Origin of the sequence: Pseudoalteromonas sp. T1lg122 (genome assembly GCF_002964825.1) — a bacterium.
In the GTDB taxonomy this organism is placed as follows: domain Bacteria; phylum Pseudomonadota; class Gammaproteobacteria; order Enterobacterales; family Alteromonadaceae; genus Pseudoalteromonas; species Pseudoalteromonas gelatinilytica.
In genome coordinates this window covers 554,835-573,640 of sequence record NZ_PQCG01000032.1, presented here as the reverse complement: position 1 = coordinate 573,640, position 18,806 = coordinate 554,835, and the positions used below count along the sequence as shown (strand labels likewise).

The 18,806-nt window shown below is 42.4% G+C and carries 13 protein-coding genes, 1 tRNA gene and 1 pseudogene; 10 read left to right on the top strand and 5 right to left on the bottom strand.

The features are described from left to right. Positions 1-40: 40 nt before the first annotated feature. Complete coding sequence (locus C2M33_RS15035; protein ID WP_105174813.1) at positions 41-2,926, top strand: M16 family metallopeptidase; 2,886 nt, start codon at positions 41-43, stop codon at positions 2,924-2,926. A gap of 35 nt (positions 2,927-2,961) precedes the next feature. On the opposite strand, the gene C2M33_RS15030 is transcribed toward C2M33_RS15035, so the two are convergent. The 3 genes from C2M33_RS15030 to C2M33_RS15020 all read right to left on the bottom strand — a co-directional run bounded on the left by C2M33_RS15030 (position 2,962) and on the right by C2M33_RS15020 (position 4,956). Beyond that, positions 2,962-3,903, bottom strand: coding sequence for a sensor domain-containing diguanylate cyclase (locus tag C2M33_RS15030; protein WP_063703344.1), 942 nt, complete (start codon positions 3,901-3,903; stop codon positions 2,962-2,964). A 330-nt stretch (positions 3,904-4,233) separates the two neighbouring features. Beyond that, complete coding sequence (locus tag C2M33_RS15025; RefSeq protein ID WP_063527559.1) at positions 4,234-4,551, bottom strand: helix-turn-helix transcriptional regulator; 318 nt, start codon at positions 4,549-4,551, stop codon at positions 4,234-4,236. Positions 4,552-4,554: 3 nt separating this feature from the next. After that, on the bottom strand, positions 4,555-4,956 hold the full coding sequence (locus C2M33_RS15020; protein ID WP_171038318.1) for a hypothetical protein: 402 nt from the start codon (positions 4,954-4,956) through the stop codon (positions 4,555-4,557). 341 nt (positions 4,957-5,297) lie between these two features. Here C2M33_RS15020 and cysE point away from each other — a divergent pair, with 341 nt between their 5' ends. Together cysE and C2M33_RS15010 are read left to right on the top strand one after the other, a co-directional pair. Then, positions 5,298-6,122: a serine O-acetyltransferase gene (gene cysE, locus C2M33_RS15015; protein ID WP_063703348.1), complete on the top strand. Its 825-nt coding sequence runs from the start codon at positions 5,298-5,300 to the stop codon at positions 6,120-6,122. A gap of 86 nt (positions 6,123-6,208) precedes the next feature. Beyond that, positions 6,209-6,796, top strand: a complete 588-nt coding sequence (locus C2M33_RS15010) for a hypothetical protein (protein WP_063703350.1) — start codon at positions 6,209-6,211, stop codon at positions 6,794-6,796. An 11-nt stretch (positions 6,797-6,807) separates the two neighbouring features. On the opposite strand, the gene xseA is transcribed toward C2M33_RS15010, so the two are convergent. After that, complete coding sequence (gene xseA / locus C2M33_RS15005) at positions 6,808-8,142, bottom strand: exodeoxyribonuclease VII large subunit (RefSeq protein WP_105174812.1); 1,335 nt, start codon at positions 8,140-8,142, stop codon at positions 6,808-6,810. 134 nt (positions 8,143-8,276) lie between these two features. Here xseA and guaB point away from each other — a divergent pair, with 134 nt between their 5' ends. The 5 genes from guaB (at position 8,277) to rimI (ending at position 12,451) form a co-directional block, all read left to right on the top strand. Next, positions 8,277-9,746, top strand: coding sequence for an IMP dehydrogenase (gene guaB, locus C2M33_RS15000; RefSeq protein ID WP_105174811.1), 1,470 nt, complete (start codon positions 8,277-8,279; stop codon positions 9,744-9,746). Positions 9,747-9,846: 100 nt separating this feature from the next. Beyond that, a complete protein-coding gene (gene guaA, locus C2M33_RS14995; RefSeq protein ID WP_063703357.1) occupies positions 9,847-11,424 on the top strand; it encodes a glutamine-hydrolyzing GMP synthase in 1,578 nt (525 codons plus the stop codon). 146 nt (positions 11,425-11,570) lie between these two features. Beyond that, a tRNA-Trp gene (locus C2M33_RS14990) sits at positions 11,571-11,647 on the top strand. A 68-nt stretch (positions 11,648-11,715) separates the two neighbouring features. After that, on the top strand, positions 11,716-12,018 hold the full coding sequence (locus C2M33_RS14985; protein WP_063703359.1) for a hypothetical protein: 303 nt from the start codon (positions 11,716-11,718) through the stop codon (positions 12,016-12,018). Further along, positions 12,005-12,451, top strand: coding sequence for a ribosomal protein S18-alanine N-acetyltransferase (gene rimI, locus C2M33_RS14980; protein ID WP_063703361.1), 447 nt, complete (start codon positions 12,005-12,007; stop codon positions 12,449-12,451). Before C2M33_RS14985 ends, rimI begins: the two co-directional genes overlap by 14 nt. On the opposite strand, the gene C2M33_RS14975 is transcribed toward rimI, so the two are convergent. After that, positions 12,448-15,102, bottom strand: a complete 2,655-nt coding sequence (locus C2M33_RS14975) for a hybrid sensor histidine kinase/response regulator (protein ID WP_063703363.1) — start codon at positions 15,100-15,102, stop codon at positions 12,448-12,450. The two genes, rimI and C2M33_RS14975, sit on opposite strands and share 4 nt — an antisense overlap. Before the next feature lie 251 nt (positions 15,103-15,353). Between C2M33_RS14975 and prfC the strand changes: the two are divergent. Together prfC and argS are read left to right on the top strand one after the other, a co-directional pair. After that, a pseudogene (prfC, locus tag C2M33_RS14970) lies at positions 15,354-16,936 on the top strand (peptide chain release factor 3). A 61-nt stretch (positions 16,937-16,997) separates the two neighbouring features. Next, a complete protein-coding gene (gene argS, locus C2M33_RS14965; protein ID WP_063703367.1) occupies positions 16,998-18,740 on the top strand; it encodes an arginine--tRNA ligase in 1,743 nt (580 codons plus the stop codon). Positions 18,741-18,806: the final 66 nt, after the last annotated feature.

Genomic DNA, 18,806 nt, shown 5'->3' with positions numbered 1-18,806 from the left:
CAGCAATGAAGATGAGAAAAATAACTAACAAGGGAACATTATGAAATTTAGATTATTAGCAACCAGTGTTGCTGTAACATTGGCGCTGAGTGGCTGCGCAAGTAATTCACAGTCAACCATGGTTAAAGAAGTCGAAATTGAGCAGCTAGTAAGCCAAGACGATAGCCGTGTATTTAGCCAAGATTACCTATTAGAAGAGCTTGAAAATGGCCTTCGCGTGATGGTAGTAAAAACTGATTACCCTGATGTCGTATCACTGCAGATTCCGGTATCGGTTGGTTCACGTAATGAAGTTGAAGCAGGTAAAACCGGTTTTGCACACTTCTTTGAGCATATGATGTTTAAAGGCTCTGAAAAATTTCCGCAAGATGTGTATTCAGATATTTTAAAGAACTCAGGTGTTGATAATCGTGCATACACAACCAATGATTACACTAACTACCACTTAAACTTTTCAAAAGAGCATTTAGATAAAGTACTTGAAATCGAAGCTGATATTTTCCAAAACCTGACTTACAGCGAAGAGCAGTTCCGCACCGAAGCGCTGACTGTAAAAGGTGAATATTTAAAGAATAATGCCAGCCCAATTCGCAAGTTACTTTCTGCCGTTCGTAACGAAGCATTCGAAAAGCATACGTATAAGCACACCACTATGGGCTTTTTTGAAGACATTGAAGCCATGCCTGATCAAATGGCGTACGGTAAAGAGTTTTTCGCTAAATTTTATAAGCCTGAGTATGTATCTTTAGTCATTGTTGGTGATGTTGATCCACAAGAAACCATGGCAATGGTGAAAAAGCATTGGGGTAATTGGAAAAAAGGGAATTACCAAGCAGATATTCCTGTTGAACCAAAACAACAAGCAGCAAAATACATCCATGAGAAAAATGATGGTTTACCAGGTCACTGGTTGCTTGTGTCTTACAAAGGCACGGCATGGGATCCTACTCAAAAAGACCGTGCAGCCCTTGATTTGATCTCGCAGCTGTATTTCTCTAACAACTCGGCACTTTATCAAGAGCTTGTTGTTGATAAACAAATTGCCAGTCAAATGTTTACCTATAACCCAGATACTAAAGATCCGGGTTTATTACATGTGTTTGTAAAAGTCGAAAACGAAGCGGACCTTGCTAAAGCCCGTGATGCGATTTACCGTACTTATGCACAAGCACGTACTGAGTTAGTTGATGCACAAAAGTTAGCGGATTTAAAATCTAACTTAAAATACAGCTTCATTAATGGCTTAGATTCATCACAGTCAATTGCTTCAACACTTGCAAGTTACATGCATTTTGAGCGCGACCCAGAGGTGATTAACCAACTGTACGCCACGGCTGATAGTATCACGCCAGAAGATATCAAAGCGGTAGCAAACAAGTACTTTGTTGATCCTAGCCGTACCACGGTGACAATGTCGGCGCTTGATAAAGTGGCGGGTTTTGAGCAAGAAGTTGATTTAAATGCCTTGGTTGCCAGTATCGAGCAAGCCCCAACAGAGCGTCATTTTAAAGTACTTGATAAAACCAATAGCTCACCATTAGTTGATGTGAACTGGTTATTCAATACCGGTGCAGCGGCTGATCCACAAGGCAAAAAAGGCTTAGCGGCACTCACAGCTGCAATGCTAGCGCAAGGTGGCTCAGAAACCATGAGCTACAAAGATATTCAAAAAGCGCTATACCCACTGGCGGGAAGCTTTGGCTATCAAATCGATAAAGAGATGATTTCTTTACGTGGTCGTGTACATAAAGATAATGCTGCGAAGTGGTATGCACTTGTTAGCGACCAGTTGTTAAACCCTGGCTTTAGAGAAGATGATTTTAAACGCCTGAAAAAAGAGCTTATTGATAGCATTAAAGCAGGTCTGAAAGCGTCAAATGACGAAGAGCTAGGTAAAGAAGTGCTATATCATCAGTTTTATAAAGGCCATCCGTATGAAAGCTATAACTATGGTGATTTATCAGATCTTGAAGCACTGACACTTGACGATGTAAAAGCGTTTTATGCTAACCAGTTTACTCAATCTAAGTTAACCGTGGGTCTAATTGGTGCGATCCCGGGTGATGTTAAATCGACTATGCTAAAAGATTTAACATCGCTTCCGCAAGGTAAAGAAAGCCGCTTAACGATCCCTGATGCGCCAGAACTTAAAGGTCATCATGCAACGATTGTTGAAAAATCAGCGCAATCTACCGCTGTGTCATTTGGTTTCCCAATCGATACAATTCGTAGTAGCGATGACTGGACAGCGCTTTGGCTAGTGCGTTCTTACTTTGGCGAACACCGCAGCTCAAACAGCTTCTTGTATCAGCGTATTCGTCAAACCCGTGGTATGAACTATGGTGACTATGCATATATTGAGTACTTCCCGCGTGGTATGTTCCAAACTAAACCTGATGCTAACTTAGGTCGTTCAGAGCAAATTTTCCAAGTGTGGTTACGACCGCTTCGTTCAAATAACGATGCGCACTTCGCAACGCGTACGGCATTATTCGAGCTTGATAAGCTGATTAAAAATGGCATCAGTAAAGAAGATTTTGAAGCGACTCGTAACTTCTTAATTAACTTTGTGCCACAAATGGTTGCAAGCCAAGATCGCCAGTTAGGCTATGCGCTTGATAGTGAGTTCTATAACACAGAGAGCTTTGTTGACTATGTGCGCGGCAAGCTTGAAAAGCTAACCCTTGATGATGTTAACCGTGTTATTCGCGATAACTTGCAAACAGAGAATATTCACTATGTGTTTATTACTGGTGATGGCAAAGACATGCAAACACGTCTAGCCTCAGAGCAAACATCACCTATGGTGTATAACGCTGAAAAACCAGCAGAACTTGTTGCTGAGGATAAAGTCATTGCTGACTATAAACTTGCAATACCTGCAAAAAATATCGCAGTACTTGATGTCGAAAAAGTATTTCAGTAATAACTGGATTAATAGACTCCAATCAATGCCCCTAATTAGGGGCATTGTTCTATGTTTAATGGTTCGATGTTATCAGCAAGCACAAGTTGGTTTCGACCCGCTTCTTTTGCTTGATAAAGCGCGCTATCAGCCATTTCAATGAGTAACATGGCATCATCATTGCTACTTGGGTAAATAGTTGCTAAACCAATACTAACCGTCAAGGGATGACCGGCAAGCTCTGGTAATTGAAGCGTATTCAGCGCTGCCATAAAACGCGTCACGAGTTTTTGTGCTTGATGGCTTTGCGTATTACCGAGTACCAGTACAAATTCTTCACCGCCGTATCTAGCGCACAAGTCACCAGGTCTGCGAGTATAATCTGGTAATAGTTTTGCCACTTCTTTTAAGCAAATATCACCCACCAGATGACCAAAGTTGTCATTAAGAGACTTAAAGTTATCAAGGTCGATCATCGCTAACGACAAGGGGTGCTTTAAACGTGCGCAGCGACTCCACTCTTGCTCATAGAAATCGTCAAAATGACGTCGGTTAGCTATTTGCGTGAGACCATCGATACGAGCAAGTTCTCGTACTTGCTGCTCGGCGATTTTACGTTCGGTAATATTTAAGTGGCTGATCACAACATAACCTGTTGTGCCAAGTTTTAAAGGCACTGCGCGCATCATGAACCAGCGGCTTTCGGTATCACTATGGCATGGGTATTCAAGGTAAAATTCGGTGAGTTGTTGATTGATAACTTGGTTTATTCCGGTGTAGGCTTTTGCACCAAATTCATCGCCATGGACTGCGGCTGATTTGCAAATAGCAAGGTAGTTTTGATCTTCCCATTGGGTGTTACACTGGCAATTATTCTCATCGCCAAAGGTCTGCCAACTACGATTTACAAACTTGATATCACCCGAATCATTAATCACCACAATATGCTCAGAGATCGTATCGAGTATTGATTTTAGAAACTCTTTTGATTCAACCACATTCGTTCCTAGCCATTGCCACTTCTTTAAGATTAGCAATAAATGCTGGGTTTTCACCGTGGTTTGTATAAATAACAATTAATAAGGTGTTGTCTTTTATTTATAGCTTGGCTATTTGAAAGTAGATATCTACAGATATTTGTAGGTGCTGATATGTAAAAACTGCCAGCACCTAGCTCAACGCTCAGTTCTGACAGTTATATTTTATTTATATGCTTGGAAATACTAAAGCATTGCGCCAATTTTAACTGCTAGCGCAAATAGCATGGTTGCTATTACAAAGCCGAACAGTGTGGCGTGGCCGCGTTGTTCTTTGGTCATCTTTCACTCCTAAAAAATAACAAATACCGTTGCCATACCAAGGGCAAAACTGACAAACGAAGAAGCGGCTACGATGGCAGCGAGATTCTGCTTACTCACTGCATGTGTTGTGCTTTGTTCTGATACTTCGTCATCGAGCTTAATGAGTTCACCTTGGCGTACTTCAAACACTGCACATAGGCTCATGGTGGTTTCTTTTGATGCCGCACCCTCTTTTTCAACTCGTTGAATGGTACGTAGGCTTACATCACAGGCATCGGCCAGTTGCTGCTGCGTCCAATCGAATTTAAGCCTAAGTGCTTTTATTGTATTGGGGTTCAGTTGCATTACTTACTTCCCAAGAAATGGTTCAATAAAAGTAACGACAGCGTAACCCGATATTGCGCCACCAAGAAAACAGCCTAAGGTAACCAAAGCCACTTGTTTTGGATTATCAGTAAGTGAGGTTTGAGTACTCTGTTTTACTAATTTACCGGCTTTATAAAACGAACATTCAACCTTGCCTGTGAGTATATTTTGCATCTCGAATTTGACTGTATAAGCATTACCTTGGTAGTTAAAGTCATGATTGCTTTTAAAGCCAAAGCTGCGCTTTTCACTCACCAATTCGTCGTTTACATATATTTTTTCTTTACCGCTCATGATGTGACCAAAGCAGGCGATTTGGTTATCACCATCTTGAAAGTAAAATTTATTGCCTAGCTTATGTGAGTTTAGTACGTCGTTTTTCATCATCGTTTCCTTGTTAAGTTGATGATGTAAATTTAATGATTATTTTTGTTTTTTACGCCGTCAGCGATATGTCAGTGCCTATTTTGGCATATGACAAACAAGATGTCATATCTGTCTTGTTATTGAAAAATAAGCACTTTAATTAAATAGCTCGCCTATCATCTTAATTTGTTACTGTCATATGAGTTTGCCTAAAAAGCGCCTATGAATCAGTAAAGAAGACGTTTGTTGTTCTGGTTATTAGATATAACCAGAACAAATAAACAACGGGTTAGTACATCTTGCTACAAATCCGTTAAACTTAAGGCTTAGCAGTTAGGTACAACTAGAAAGGCAATATTATGCGTCATGAAATTTGGCAAAAGCTTCGAGATGAAGCAAACGAAGTCGTTTCCCGTGAACCGCTTTTAGCAAGTCACGTTTATTCGTGTGTGTTGAATCATGAATGCTTAGGATCGGCGCTCAGCTTTATTGTGGCAAATAAACTTGCTGATGCAGTAGTATCGGCATTTACTATTCGAGAATTATTCGACCAAGCCTTTGTTAAATGTGACCTAATGCTGACGCATGTAGCCCATGATATAAAAGCAGTTAAAGATCGTGACCCTGCGGCCGATAGTTATTTAACTGTAATTTTGAATCTTAAAGGCTTCCATGCAATACAAGCACATCGACTCGCACACTGCTTATGGCTGCAAAACCGAAAAGAGCTTGCTCGCTTCATTCAGAGCAGAACCTCAGAAGTATTTGGCGTTGACATCCATCCTGCTTGTAAAGTTGGTCATGGTATTATGTTTGACCATGCAACTGGGATTGTAATTGGTGAAACAGCGGTTATTGAAGATAACGTATCGATTCTACAATCTGTAACCTTAGGTGGTACAGGTAATGAGCAAGGTGACCGCCACCCTAAAATTCGCGCCGGTGTTTTGATTGGCGCAGGTGCTAAAGTACTGGGTAACATCGAAGTAGGAGAGGGTGCGCGTATTGGTGCAAACTCTGTCGTGTTAAGTGCGGTTCCAGCGCACACGACAGTGGTTGGGGTACCTGCTAAAGTGGTCGGCAAACCGAGCTGTCCCTGTCCAGCAGAAAGCATGAACCAAAACTTTTTAGACGATGGTACGACTACCGCTAGTAATGCCTCTCACACCAGTGCTATGTTGTAGTTTTACACGATAAAAGAGCAATGGAATTGTCTAAATTATTCTTCGGATTAGCTGTTACAGCGTCATTTATATGTGGCGCTGTCGCTATGTCACTTTTTCAATCTACTCCACAACAGCCACACACTTATCAGCAACAATTTGTTGAAGAACAAATAGCTCAAGCACCAGAGCAGCAAGCCACTGCTATAGCGCCTGTTATTAATAAACAAGTTGTTGAAATTAATTCAGATAGTTCAGCAGCTGTTAGCAAAAGCGAGCTTGAGCAACAAGTCGCAGAGCTAAAGTTGCAAGTTCAAAACCAACAAGCGGTGATTGCCAGTTACCGTTCAAGTGCGATACCTCCACAGCAAATCGACTCACATCTAGATGAACTTTATACCTTGTTAGAAGAGCAATCTCGCGATGAGGCGTGGGCTTATCAAGTGGAAACAGCCATGAGTGATTTTTTAATCATGGCAGATTTACCTGTGCAACCACAGCTGAGTGTTTCTTCATGCAAAAGCTCGGTGTGTCAGTTTAAGCTATTACAACCAGAGGGTGTTGATGACTTGCCAAGTCATTATTGGCGCAACATGACCGATAAAATGATGGAACAAAGCTGGTGGAAGCAATTTAAATTTACCTCCACCACCTCAAGTGACGATAGTCTAACAATCATCGCAAGCACGCAGTGATATCAAAGATATCAAACAACTTTTGATTGTAGTTGACCATCAGCAAGCTCGGTGGTTATAAGCTCACCAGAGCTTACATCGTTAACTGATTTCACCACGCCACCGAGCTGGTTTTTAGTAATACTATAACCACGCGCTAACACACTGAGAGGGCTCACAGAATCTAAACGGCTCGCTTGTAATGAAAGCTGGTTTCGAGAACTTGAAAGTTGCTGCTGCATCGCTTGTGTAAGCCTTGCATGTAATTGCGCCAGTTGATGCTCGCTTTTCGCTAGCTGCTTTTCGGGTGAGCGTTGCATTAAGCGTGGTGTTAGGTTGGCAAGTGCTCGCTCATATCGCTGGATTTTGCCACGCATTGCGCTGTGTAAGGCCAAACTAAGTTCATCTAGTTTTTGCGTTTGTTGGTTAAGTTGATTGCGCGGATGGCAAAGCTGTAAGCGGTGTTCAAATTGAGTCGCGGTACTGCGCTTTACTGCTAAAGCGTGTTTAAAGGCGTGATTTAAGTGCCTAACTAACTGCGTAACCTTGTTATATAGCTCCTCGGTATTTGGGCTAACAAGTTCTGCGGCTGCAGAAGGGGTTGCGGCGCGAATATCGGCGACATAATCACTAATCGTGGTATCGACCTCGTGACCAACGGCGCTAACGATGGGTAAGTGACTGGCAAAAATAGCGCGGGCTAGTTGCTCATGGTTAAAACACCATAAATCTTCAAGTGAACCACCACCGCGTCCTAGTATGAGCACATCTACTTCGTTACGCTGGTTGGCGATGTTTATTTTTTCTATTAATTGGCTGTGGGCATCTGCGCCTTGCACCATTGCTGGGTAAATCACGACTTCAAGCTGCGGTGCACGGCGTTTAAGCACCGTCAGAATATCGCGAATAGCCGCTCCTGTGGCTGAGGTGATCACCCCAACACGGTTAATATTAGTTGGTAATGGTTTTTTGTGGGCTGAGCTAAATAGGCCTTCGGCAGCTAAGCGCATTTTAAGTGCATCAAATTCTTGTTTTAGTAAACCTTCACCCGCAGGGGCCATGTGTTCAACAATTAGTTGATAATCACCACGAGGTTCATACAAAGATACGCGGGCACGCACGGTTACTTGTGCACCATTGCTCGGGCGAAAAGTTTGGCCGCGATTATTGCCGCGCCACATCGCCGCTTTTACTTGAGCTCGGTCGTCTTTTAACGTGAAGTACCAGTGTCCTGATGCTGGGGCTATAAAGTTAGAAATTTCGCCATTTAAGATAAGCGATGAGAAGCCTTGTTCTAAAACATGGCGAATTTCCTTATTTAGGCGCGAGACCGTATAAACAGGCTGTGTTGAGTGCGTAAAAGCCATTAAAAACCCCAGTAAAAAATTCTCTGTGTACTTTAACACAAATAAATGAATAATTTTATTTACTCGTGCTCATAACGCTGATAAAATTTGGCCGCAATTCCTTATACTCAGATCCACATGTGAGAAGTTGCACTATGCTAAGAATCGCTAAAGAAGCTCTTACCTTTGACGACGTACTACTTGTACCAGGTCATTCTACTGTTTTGCCACACACGGCAAATATTTCAACTCGCTTAACGCGTGGTATCAATCTTAACTTGCCGCTAGTTTCAGCATCTATGGATACTGTAACTGAAGCACGCTTAGCGATTGCTCTAGCGCAAGAGGGCGGTTTAGGTTTCATCCACAAAAACATGACAATTGAAGAGCAAGCTAAAAACGTACGTAAAGTTAAAACGTACGAAGCGGGCATTGTTTCTTTCCCTGTTACTGTGACTGCGGATCTTACAATTGCTGATGCTATCGCACTTTCAGAAGAAAAAGGTTTTTCAGGTTTCCCAGTAACCGACGCTGACAATAACCTTGTAGGTATTGTTACAAGCCGTGATATGCGTTTTGAAACGAAACTTGAGCAGCCTGTTTCTACAGTGATGACGAAAAAAGATTCGTTAGTAACTGTTAAAGAAGGTGCAGACCGTGATGAGATCTTAGGTCTAATGCACGAGCACCGTATTGAAAAAATTCTTGTTGTTGATGATGCATTTAAACTAAAAGGCATGATCACTGTAAAAGATTATCAAAAAGCACAAGACAAGCCACACGCATGTAAAGATGAGCAAGGTCGTCTTCGTGTAGGTGCCGCTGTTGGTGTTGGTCCTGGTACTGACGAGCGTATCGCAGCTCTAGTTGAAGCAGGTGTTGACGTATTACTTATCGATACATCACATGGTCACTCACAAGGTGTAATCGACCGTGTTGCTCAAACACGTCAAGCATACCCAGATCTACAAATCGTAGCAGGTAACGTTGCAACAGCTGAAGGTGCGATTGCCCTTGCTGATGCGGGTGTTGACGCTGTTAAGGTAGGTATTGGCCCAGGTTCTATCTGTACTACTCGTATCGTAACAGGTTGTGGTGTACCACAAATTACAGCGATTTCTGACGCAGTTGAAGGCTTAAAAGGCCGCGATATTCCTGTTATCGCTGACGGTGGTATTCGTTTCTCAGGTGACATCGTAAAAGCACTTGTTGCCGGTGCATCATGTGTAATGGTGGGTTCAATGTTAGCGGGTACTGAAGAAGCACCGGGTGAAGTTGAGCTATACCAAGGTCGTTACTACAAGTCTTACCGTGGTATGGGTAGCCTTGGCGCTATGAACCAAAAAGAAGGTTCATCAGACCGTTACTTCCAAAAATCGAACGAAGCAGACAAGCTTGTTCCTGAAGGTATCGAAGGCCGTGTTGCTTATAAAGGTCCTATCGCGACAATCATTCACCAACAAGTGGGCGGTCTTCGCAGTGCAATGGGCTTAACAGGCTGTGCAACAATTGAAGAGTTAAATACTAAACCTCAATTTGTTCGCGTTACTTCAGCGGGTATGGGTGAGTCACACGTTCACGACGTACAGATCACTAAAGAAGCGCCAAACTACCGCTTAGGTTAATTACCTTAAGGTATTGAAATTACATGGGCTAGCTTTTGCTAGCCCTAATTTATTTATCATCTCCCTTTGGGAGAGCAGTTCCTGACTAACGAGATACTCCATGAGCAAAGACATTCACGATTCACGAATTCTCATTTTAGATTTTGGTTCGCAATACACACAGTTAATCGCACGTCGTATACGTGAGATTGGTGTTTACTGTGAGCTATGGGCATGGGATGTAACTGAAGAGCAAATCCGCGAATTTAATCCACAAGGTATTATTTTGTCGGGTGGCCCTGAGTCTACAACACTTGAAAACAGCCCACGTGCTCCTGAGTATGTATTTAATGCAGGCGTTCCAGTACTTGGTATTTGTTACGGCATGCAAACAATGGCAATGCAACTGGGTGGTAGCGTACACAGCTCTGATAAGAAAGAGTTTGGTTATGCGCAAGTTGAGAAAGTAGGTAATTGTGCGTTATTCGATGCTATCGAAGACCACATTACTGATGGCGGTGCTGGCGTACTTGACGTTTGGATGAGCCACGGCGATAAAGTGATGGAAGTACCAGAGACTTTCAAAACAACTGCTAAAACATCAACATGTCCACATGCGGCAATGTCATGGGAAGAAAAGCGTTTCTACGGCGTACAGTTCCACCCAGAAGTAACTCACACTCATCAAGGTCAACGTTTACTTGAGCGTTTTGCAATTGATATCTGTGGCTGTGAAAAGCTATGGACACCAGCTAAAATCATCGATGATGCTATTGAGCGTATTAAGCAAACAGTGGGTGATGACGAAGTTATCCTAGGTTTATCAGGTGGTGTTGATTCATCTGTTGTAGCTATGCTTATTCACCGTGCAATCGGCGACAAGCTAACGTGTGTATTCGTTGATAACGGTCTTCTTCGTTTAAACGAAGGTCAGCAAGTTATGGACATGTTTGGCAACAAGTTTGGCCTAAACATTGTTAAGGTTGATGCTGAAGATCAATTCTTAGCTGACTTAGCTGGTAAATCAGACCCAGAAGATAAGCGTAAAGCGATTGGTCATACGTTCATTAAAGTATTCGATGAGCAAGCTAAAAAGCTGAAAAATGCTAAATGGTTAGGTCAAGGTACTATCTACCCAGACGTAATCGAATCTGCTGCATCAGCAACAGGTAAAGCGCACGTAATCAAGTCTCACCACAACGTTGGTGGTTTACCAGACGACATGAAAATGGGTCTTGTTGAGCCATTACGTGAGCTATTTAAAGATGAAGTACGTAAAATTGGTCTTGAGCTTGGCCTACCTTACGACATGCTTTACCGTCACCCATTCCCGGGTCCTGGTTTAGGTGTTCGTGTACTTGGTGAAATCAAGAAAGAGTACTGTGATTTACTACGTCGCGCAGATGCAATCTTCATCGAAGAGCTACACAAAGCTGAGCTTTACCATAAAGTAAGCCAAGCATTCACTGTATTCTTACCAGTTAAATCGGTAGGTGTAATGGGTGATGCACGTAAATACGACTGGGTTGTATCACTACGTTGTGTAGAAACAATCGACTTTATGACGGCACGTTGGTCACACTTACCTTATGAATTCTTAGGTGTGGTTTCAAACCGTATCATCAACGAAATCGATGGTATCTCACGTGTTGTTTACGATATTTCAGGTAAGCCACCGGCAACAATCGAGTGGGAATAATTTTATTATTCTGACCTGAATTGGTACAAAAACGGCGAATTAGCTTGCTAATTCGCCGTTTTGTTTATTTAAGAAGCAGTTAAACTAAAAACTGTGTTTTTTTACTTTACCTTTGAAAAAAGCTCTATATAATTCGACGACATTGCAGGGGCGTAGTTCCAATTGGTAGAACAGCGGTCTCCAAAACCGACGGTTGGGAGTTCGAATCTCTCCGCCCCTGCCATTTCTTCCTTCTTTACTTTAATCGCAAATCTCCCTATATTACTTGCTCTTAATCATGATTGAGTTGTTATGAATCCAAGTTACGCTGCGATATTCTCTGTACAATCTTTAGAGTTAAATCAACACTATCGAACTGCGCCTGATATTTCTGGCGAACAGATGCCAAACACTCAACAAGAAACCCTCACGCTACCGTTACAGTTTCACCAAGATCTCGAAAAAGCGTTTGCGCCGTTAGTGATCACTCAAATCGTAAAAGCAGCAAGTATTAGTTGGCAACAGGGCTGTTTAGCTTTACCTAGCGAGAAGCTTAATAGTGAACAGAAAAAACAACTTTGGTCTTTAATCGGTGAGCAACTTGATAAGCTTTAAACCTGTAGATGCAAGCTATATTAGCCAGTTAATGGCTATTGAAAACGCCTGCCATAGTCACCCGTGGACAGAGAAAACCATGCTGTCGTGTTTAGCTGGGCGTTACTTTAACCTGGCTGCTTTTCAAGGCGATGACATGCTTGGGTTTTATATCGGTGAACAAGCGGGCCCGGATTACACCTTAATGGATATTTGTGTTGCGCCTAAGTATCAAGGGCAGGGCATTGCTAAGCGATTGTTAAATGCCTTTATTGAGCATGGCGAGCAGCACCAAGCTGAAAATCTCTTCTTAGAAGTGCGTGAATCAAATGCACCCGCTATTGGCCTGTATGAAAGCGCTGGCTTTTCACATATGTCGGTGCGTAAGAACTATTACCCAACCGCGACAGGCAACGAAGACGCTATTTTAATGGGGATGAGCTTTTCCCTTTAAGATGCCTCTTCAAGGGCATCGATAAGTGCGTTGTAACATTGTTCAACTTGCTCTGTTTGATTACTGCGTAATGCATTTTCAAGTTGGCCTGCGGTCTTATGAATTGCTTCAAAACTAAAACACCCCGCACTGCCTTTTAGACTGTGCGCCAATGAGCGGAGTGCTTCCCACTCTTTAGCACGATACAACTGCACAACTTGAGATAAGTAATCAGGTAGTTTTGAACGGTAGTTGTCGTTAATTTGTTGGAACTTTTCACTTTTTAGTAAGTTTTCCCACTTGTTTTGACTGTCTTTTTCAATGTGTAGGTAGCTTACAAGCACTTGCTCTAGAGCATCTTTGTCGATTGGTTTGGCGAGTGCTTCATCACAGCCAGCCTCTATGTAGGTATCGACATCGGTTTTCATTACATTGGCCGTAAGCGCAATGATAGGGCCATCATAGGCTGCGTGACGTAACATTTGCGTTGCTTCTAAGCCGCCCATGACAGGCATCTGCATATCCATGATGATCAGCTGATAATCATTTACCAATGCCATTTCTACTGCTTCAGCCCCATTTTTGGCAATGTCTGGCTCAAGCCCCCAAGTTTGTAACAGTAGTTTGATCAGTAACTGGTTATCTGGGTTATCTTCGGCTACCAGAATATTGGCATCAAAGCTATTCGCTGCGAATGACAGCTGAACGTCTTTACTTGGTGAGAGCTGCTCATAGCTATGAATAAAGCCCTCATTTTGTAACTGCTCGGCATTTAAATGAGCAGCAACTTGGACGGTAAAACAACTGCCGTTTCCAGGTTCGCTAATAAGTTGCACATCACCGCCTAGCAACTGGGCTAAGTTCTTCGATATACACAAGCCAAGGCCTGTACCACCGAAGCGGCGAGTGGTCGTCGCATCGGCTTGTTCAAACGGTTTGAACACCCGTTCAACCTCACGCTCTGACATACCAATACCGGTATCTTGAATCGCAAATTCTAAATGTTGTTTATTGCTGTTGTAACTTATATCGATTGAGATGCTGCCTTTCTCAGTGAACTTAACTGCGTTGCTGGCAATATTGATTAAAATTTGTTTTAAACGTGTGGTATCGCTATTAATGGTTTTGGGTACTGGCAGCTGGTAGTTAATATTAAACGCCAGTTGCTTTTCATTAGCCAGCGGGCGAATAATCGAATCAATATCATGAATAAGCTGCACCACATTGCATGGGCCGCGTTCAACAGCCAGTTTTTCAGCCTCAATTTTTGATAAATCAAGAATGTTATTAATAAGCTCAAGTAAGTGCTTAGAATTACGTAAAATAGTACTTAAATGCTGCTCATCATTCACCGCATCTTTGTTGTGCAGGAGCTGCTCTGTAAAGCCCATAATTGCGGTTAGTGGGGTGCGAATTTCATGACTCATATTCGCTAAAAAGCGGCTTTTCAGTTGGTTGGCTTGCTCAGCTTGGGCAATGGCCACTTCTAGCTTGCTATTCATTGCTTCGAGCGCTTTGGTACGGCTTTCTACTTTTTCTTCTAGGTGATGCTTATATTCCTCAAGCTCGTCTTGGTAATGACGAATTTGGTTCACCATGTGGTTAAAGTCGTTGAAAAGCACGCCTACTTCATCGTTTGTATGGGCTGGCAAGTACACAGATAAATCACCATCACCCACCCGATGGCTTGCAGCCCCTAATAATTCGACTGGGGTGAGGAGTAAGTTGCGCACCACTATGTAGATCAAAATAGGCAGTGAAATCACAGAGATAATTACAATTAACGCAGTAATTAAGCTGATGGCTTTACCTGATTGATATAGCAAATCTTTGGGAGTGGTTGAGATAAAGTAATCACCGTCGGTCATTTGTACCGCGTAGATAATGCGCTCTTCTTTGTCGATACTCGACAGTTCAATACTGGCTAGTTTGCCGTAATCAGCCAACCGCTTAATTTGTTCTAGCTCATATTCACTTAAATAGCTGCCACGTAAGTCATAGTCTGAGCTAAATAAAATCTGCCCCTTAGTGGTCAAAAACAAATTTAAGGTGTTATTAAATGGCGCTTCTAAAATGCTGGCGTTTAGTATTGATGGTTCAACATGAACAACAATAAACCCTAGCTGCTGCGGCTGTTTTAAGTAGTAATCGATATTATAAATGGGGTGCACAAAGTACAGGCTAGTTGAGCCATCTTCTTTGGGGATCATAAATTGCTGTTGACGCAAATTTGATTGCAGCACTTGATCAAAAAACGGGTAGCTGTCGGGAGCTGGGGTTAATTGACTTGAATAAAACGCATCGCTTTTACCATCTGGGGCAACATAGTTGATGCTTACAATATCAGGGTAAGCTTCTGAATAGCTGGCGAATACATTCATCAACTCGCCAAGGCGCTCAATATATTGATTTTTTGATTCGGGTTCGCGGGCTAAAAAGTCTGCCAATACCGGAGAGGTCGAAAGTAACCGAGTAATCGAATGAAATGAGTCAATGTAATTGAAGATTTTTTGCTGTTGCTGCTCAACAAAGCGACTGACAATTAGCTCAGCTTGTTTTTTTGTTGAATTTGTCACATTGGTTAACGTAAAGCCACCTAAAAACAACAAAGGTAAGATCACTAATGGTGTGATATACCATAATAATCGAATACTGAGCTTACTGGTTTTCATGACCTAAATTGATATCCCTCCGTGCAATTTATCAATAGTATGCGTTACAACTTGATTACACAAGCTTAGCAAAAAAGTGAACAACGAAAATAGCAAAGCAAAGGTGAATAATTACTTACAATCGCTGCTTTTTTGGCTAAGACAAACAAGGTATAATACTCGGCAATTCTATTTTATTTTTACAGTGCGCACCGAGCTTTATAATTTATAAGGCAGTTAAGTGCGCTTTGTTATGACTAAAAGCAGCTTACATGTCTAATTTAACTACCGAAATTAATAAACGACGCACCTTTGCGATCATCTCGCACCCGGATGCGGGTAAAACCACCATTACAGAAAAAGTTCTGTTATTCGGACAAGCGATTCAAAAAGCGGGTACCGTAAAGGGTCGTGGCTCAAACCAGCACGCAAAATCAGACTGGATGGAAATGGAAAAAGAACGTGGCATCTCGGTAACTACGTCTGTTATGCAATTTCCTTACAATGAGCGTCTGGTTAATTTACTTGATACTCCAGGACACGAAGACTTCTCTGAAGATACTTACCGTACATTAACGGCGGTTGACTCGTGTCTAATGGTTATCGACGCGGCGAAAGGTGTTGAGGATCGTACCCGTAAATTAATGGAAGTAACACGCTTACGTACTACGCCTATCGTAACTTTCATGAATAAGTGTGACCGTGATATTCGTGATCCAATGGAGTTATTAGACGAAGTTGAGACTGAGCTTAACATCGCCTGTGCGCCAATCACTTGGCCGATTGGGTGTGGTAAAGAGTTTAAAGGTGTGTATCACATTCACCGTGAAGAAACGATTTTGTATAGCACAGGTCAAGGCCACACAATCCAAGAAGTGCGTGTTATTAAAGGCTTAGATAATCCTGAGCTTGATACTGCAATTGGTAGCGAACTTGCTGAGCAGTTGCGTGAAGAACTTGAGCTAGTTGTCGGTGCATCACACGAATTTGACTTAGATCTGTTTTTAGCGGGCGAGCTATCACCGGTGTATTTTGGTACAGCACTTGGTAACTTTGGTGTGGACCATGTTCTTGATGGTTTAACTGAGTGGGCACCTGCGCCATTACCTCGCGAAACAGAAGACCGCCAAGTAGCAGCAACAGAAGAGAACTTCTCTGGCTTTGTATTTAAAATCCAAGCGAACATGGACCCTAAACACCGTGACCGTATTGCCTTTATGCGTATTGTATCTGGCAAATATAGCCAAGGTATGAAAATGAGCCATGTGCGTATTGGTAAGCAAGTCAGTATTTCTGATGCGGTAACCTTTATGGCTGGTGATCGTGAGCGAGCGCAAGATGCGTACGCGGGTGACATCATTGGTTTACACAACCACGGTACAATTCAAATTGGTGATACCTTTACACAAGGCGAAAAAATGAAGTTTGGTGGTATTCCTAACTTCGCACCAGAATTATTCCGCCGTATTCGCTTAAAAGATCCTTTAAAACAAAAGCAATTGTTAAAAGGCTTAGTTCAGCTATCTGAAGAAGGTGCTGTGCAAGTATTTAGACCACTTATTAATAACGACCTTATCGTTGGTGCGGTCGGTGTACTACAGTTTGATGTGGTTGTTGCGCGTTTAAAAGCAGAATACAACGTAGATGCGATTTACGAGGTGTCAGTGTAAATACAGCACGCTGGGTACACTGTGATGATGCGAAAAAATTCGAAGAGTTTAAGCGTAAGTGCGAAAGCAACTTAGCGCTTGATGGTGGTGATAACCTTACTTATATCGCGCCAAGCCGTGTAAATCTAAACTTATCGATGGAGCGCTATCCAGATATCAAGTTTAACCACACACGCGAAAACTAATACGCTAAGTCTGCTTCAAATTTAAGTGCCCGCATAGCGGGCCATAAAGGTAAAAATTACAATGAATATTCGTACTCTTTTAATCGAAAAAGCAATTGCTGCAATGGTTGCAGCAGGATTACCAGAAGATACAAATCCAGCGGTAACGCAAAGCACACGTCCGCAGTTTGGTGATTACCAAATCAATGGTGCAATGGGCGCGGCTAAAAAATTAAAATCAAACCCGCGTGAACTAGCACAAAAAATTATCGATAACCTAGACCTTGCTGATATCGCAGAAAAAACTGAAATCGCAGGCCCAGGTTTTATCAATATTCACTTAAAGCCTGAGTTTTTATCTGCAAGCTTAAAAGCGGCAAACGAAGACGAAAAGCTGGCTGTTGCACCACATGCAACGGCGCAAAAAGTGGTTGTTGATTACTCATCACCTAACCTTGCTAAAGAAATGCACGTAGGTCACTTACGTTCAACCATCATTGGTGATGCGGTTGTTCGTGCCCTTGAGTTCCGTGGTGATGAAGTTGTTCGTCAAAACCACATGGGTGACTGGGGTACTCAGTTTGGTATGTTAATCGCGCACTTAGAAGATCAAATCAATCAAGGTGTTGATTTAGACAAAGTGGCGCTTGCTGACCTTGAAACCTTCTACCGTGATGCGAAAAAACGCTTTGATGATGAAGAAGGGTTTGCTGATAAAGCGCGTGATTACGTTGTTAAATTACAAGGTGGCGATGCACACTGTGAAAAACTGTGGAAGTTATTCATCGCGACTTCTGTAAAGCACTCTGAAGAAGTTTACAAGCGTCTAAACGTAACACTTACAGCAGATGACATCATGGCTGAAAGTGCATACAACAGTGAACTTGCAAACATCATCGCACTATTAAAAGACAAAAACATTGCTGTTGAATCTGATGGCGCACAAGTGGTGTTTTTAGATGAGCTTGCTAACAAAGACGGCGAGCCTTCAGTGTTTATCGTACAGAAATCAGGTGGTGGTTTCTTATACGCGACGACTGACTTAGCGGCCTGTGATTACCGTTCAAATAAACTAGGTGCTGATCGTATCCTAATCTTTGTAGATGCACGTCAAAGCTTACACTTCAATCAAGTTGAGCTAACAGCACGTAAAGCAGGTTTATTACGTGATGAAACAAGTTATGAATTCTGCCCATTCGGCACCATGATGGGTGAAGACGGTAAGCCATTCAAAACTCGTACTGGCGGTACGGTTAAACTTGCTGATTTACTTGAAGAATCAATCACTCGTGCAGCAGCTAAACTTGCTGAGCGTGAGTCAGATTTAAGCGACGAAGAGCGTAGCGAAATTGCCCGTAAAGTAGGTATTGGCGCAGTGAAATATGCGGATCTTTCTAAGCACCGTACTAGCGATTATATCTTCAACTGGGACACAATGCTGAGCTTTGAAGGTGCGACAGCGCCTTACTTACAATATGCATACACGCGTGTTCGCAGTATTTTCCGTAAATCAGGTATCGATGCAGCGTCATTAACAGCTGACGTTGCAATCAACGAGCCACAAGAAAAAGCGCTGGCGCTTAAACTTCTTCAGCTAGAAGAAGTACTGGATCTAATGATCAGCGAAGCGACACCGCACGTATTATGTGGATACCTATACGAACTAGCAAGCCTATACATGACGTTCTACGAAGCATGCCCAGTTCTAAAAGAAGGCGTAGAGCCAAGTGTTCGTGACAGCCGTTTAGTACTGTGTAATTTGGTTGCGAAGACATTGAAATCAGGATTGGACCTGCTAGGTATCGAAGTAATGGAGCAAATGTAATCAGCTTCGTGTATTTCGCTTTAGCTGCGTTAATGAGTTTATTTAGCCTAAGTCACATACAAAACA

Coding starts and splice junctions, on each gene's coding strand:
- C2M33_RS15010 (WP_063703350.1), top strand. CDS start 6,209: ATGTCACTTTTTCAATCTACTCCACAACAGCCACACACTTATCAGCAA.
- cysE (WP_063703348.1), top strand. CDS start 5,298: ATGCGTCATGAAATTTGGCAAAAGCTTCGAGATGAAGCAAACGAAGTC.
- C2M33_RS14985 (WP_063703359.1), top strand. CDS start 11,716: ATGAATCCAAGTTACGCTGCGATATTCTCTGTACAATCTTTAGAGTTA.
- argS (WP_063703367.1), top strand. CDS start 16,998: ATGAATATTCGTACTCTTTTAATCGAAAAAGCAATTGCTGCAATGGTT.
- C2M33_RS15020 (WP_171038318.1), bottom strand. CDS start 4,956: ATGAAAAACGACGTACTAAACTCACATAAGCTAGGCAATAAATTTTAC.
- guaA (WP_063703357.1), top strand. CDS start 9,847: ATGAGCAAAGACATTCACGATTCACGAATTCTCATTTTAGATTTTGGT.
- xseA (WP_105174812.1), bottom strand. CDS start 8,142: ATGGCTTTTACGCACTCAACACAGCCTGTTTATACGGTCTCGCGCCTA.
- guaB (WP_105174811.1), top strand. CDS start 8,277: ATGCTAAGAATCGCTAAAGAAGCTCTTACCTTTGACGACGTACTACTT.
- C2M33_RS15025 (WP_063527559.1), bottom strand. CDS start 4,551: ATGCAACTGAACCCCAATACAATAAAAGCACTTAGGCTTAAATTCGAT.
- C2M33_RS14975 (WP_063703363.1), bottom strand. CDS start 15,102: ATGAAAACCAGTAAGCTCAGTATTCGATTATTATGGTATATCACACCA.
- C2M33_RS15035 (WP_105174813.1), top strand. CDS start 41: ATGAAATTTAGATTATTAGCAACCAGTGTTGCTGTAACATTGGCGCTG.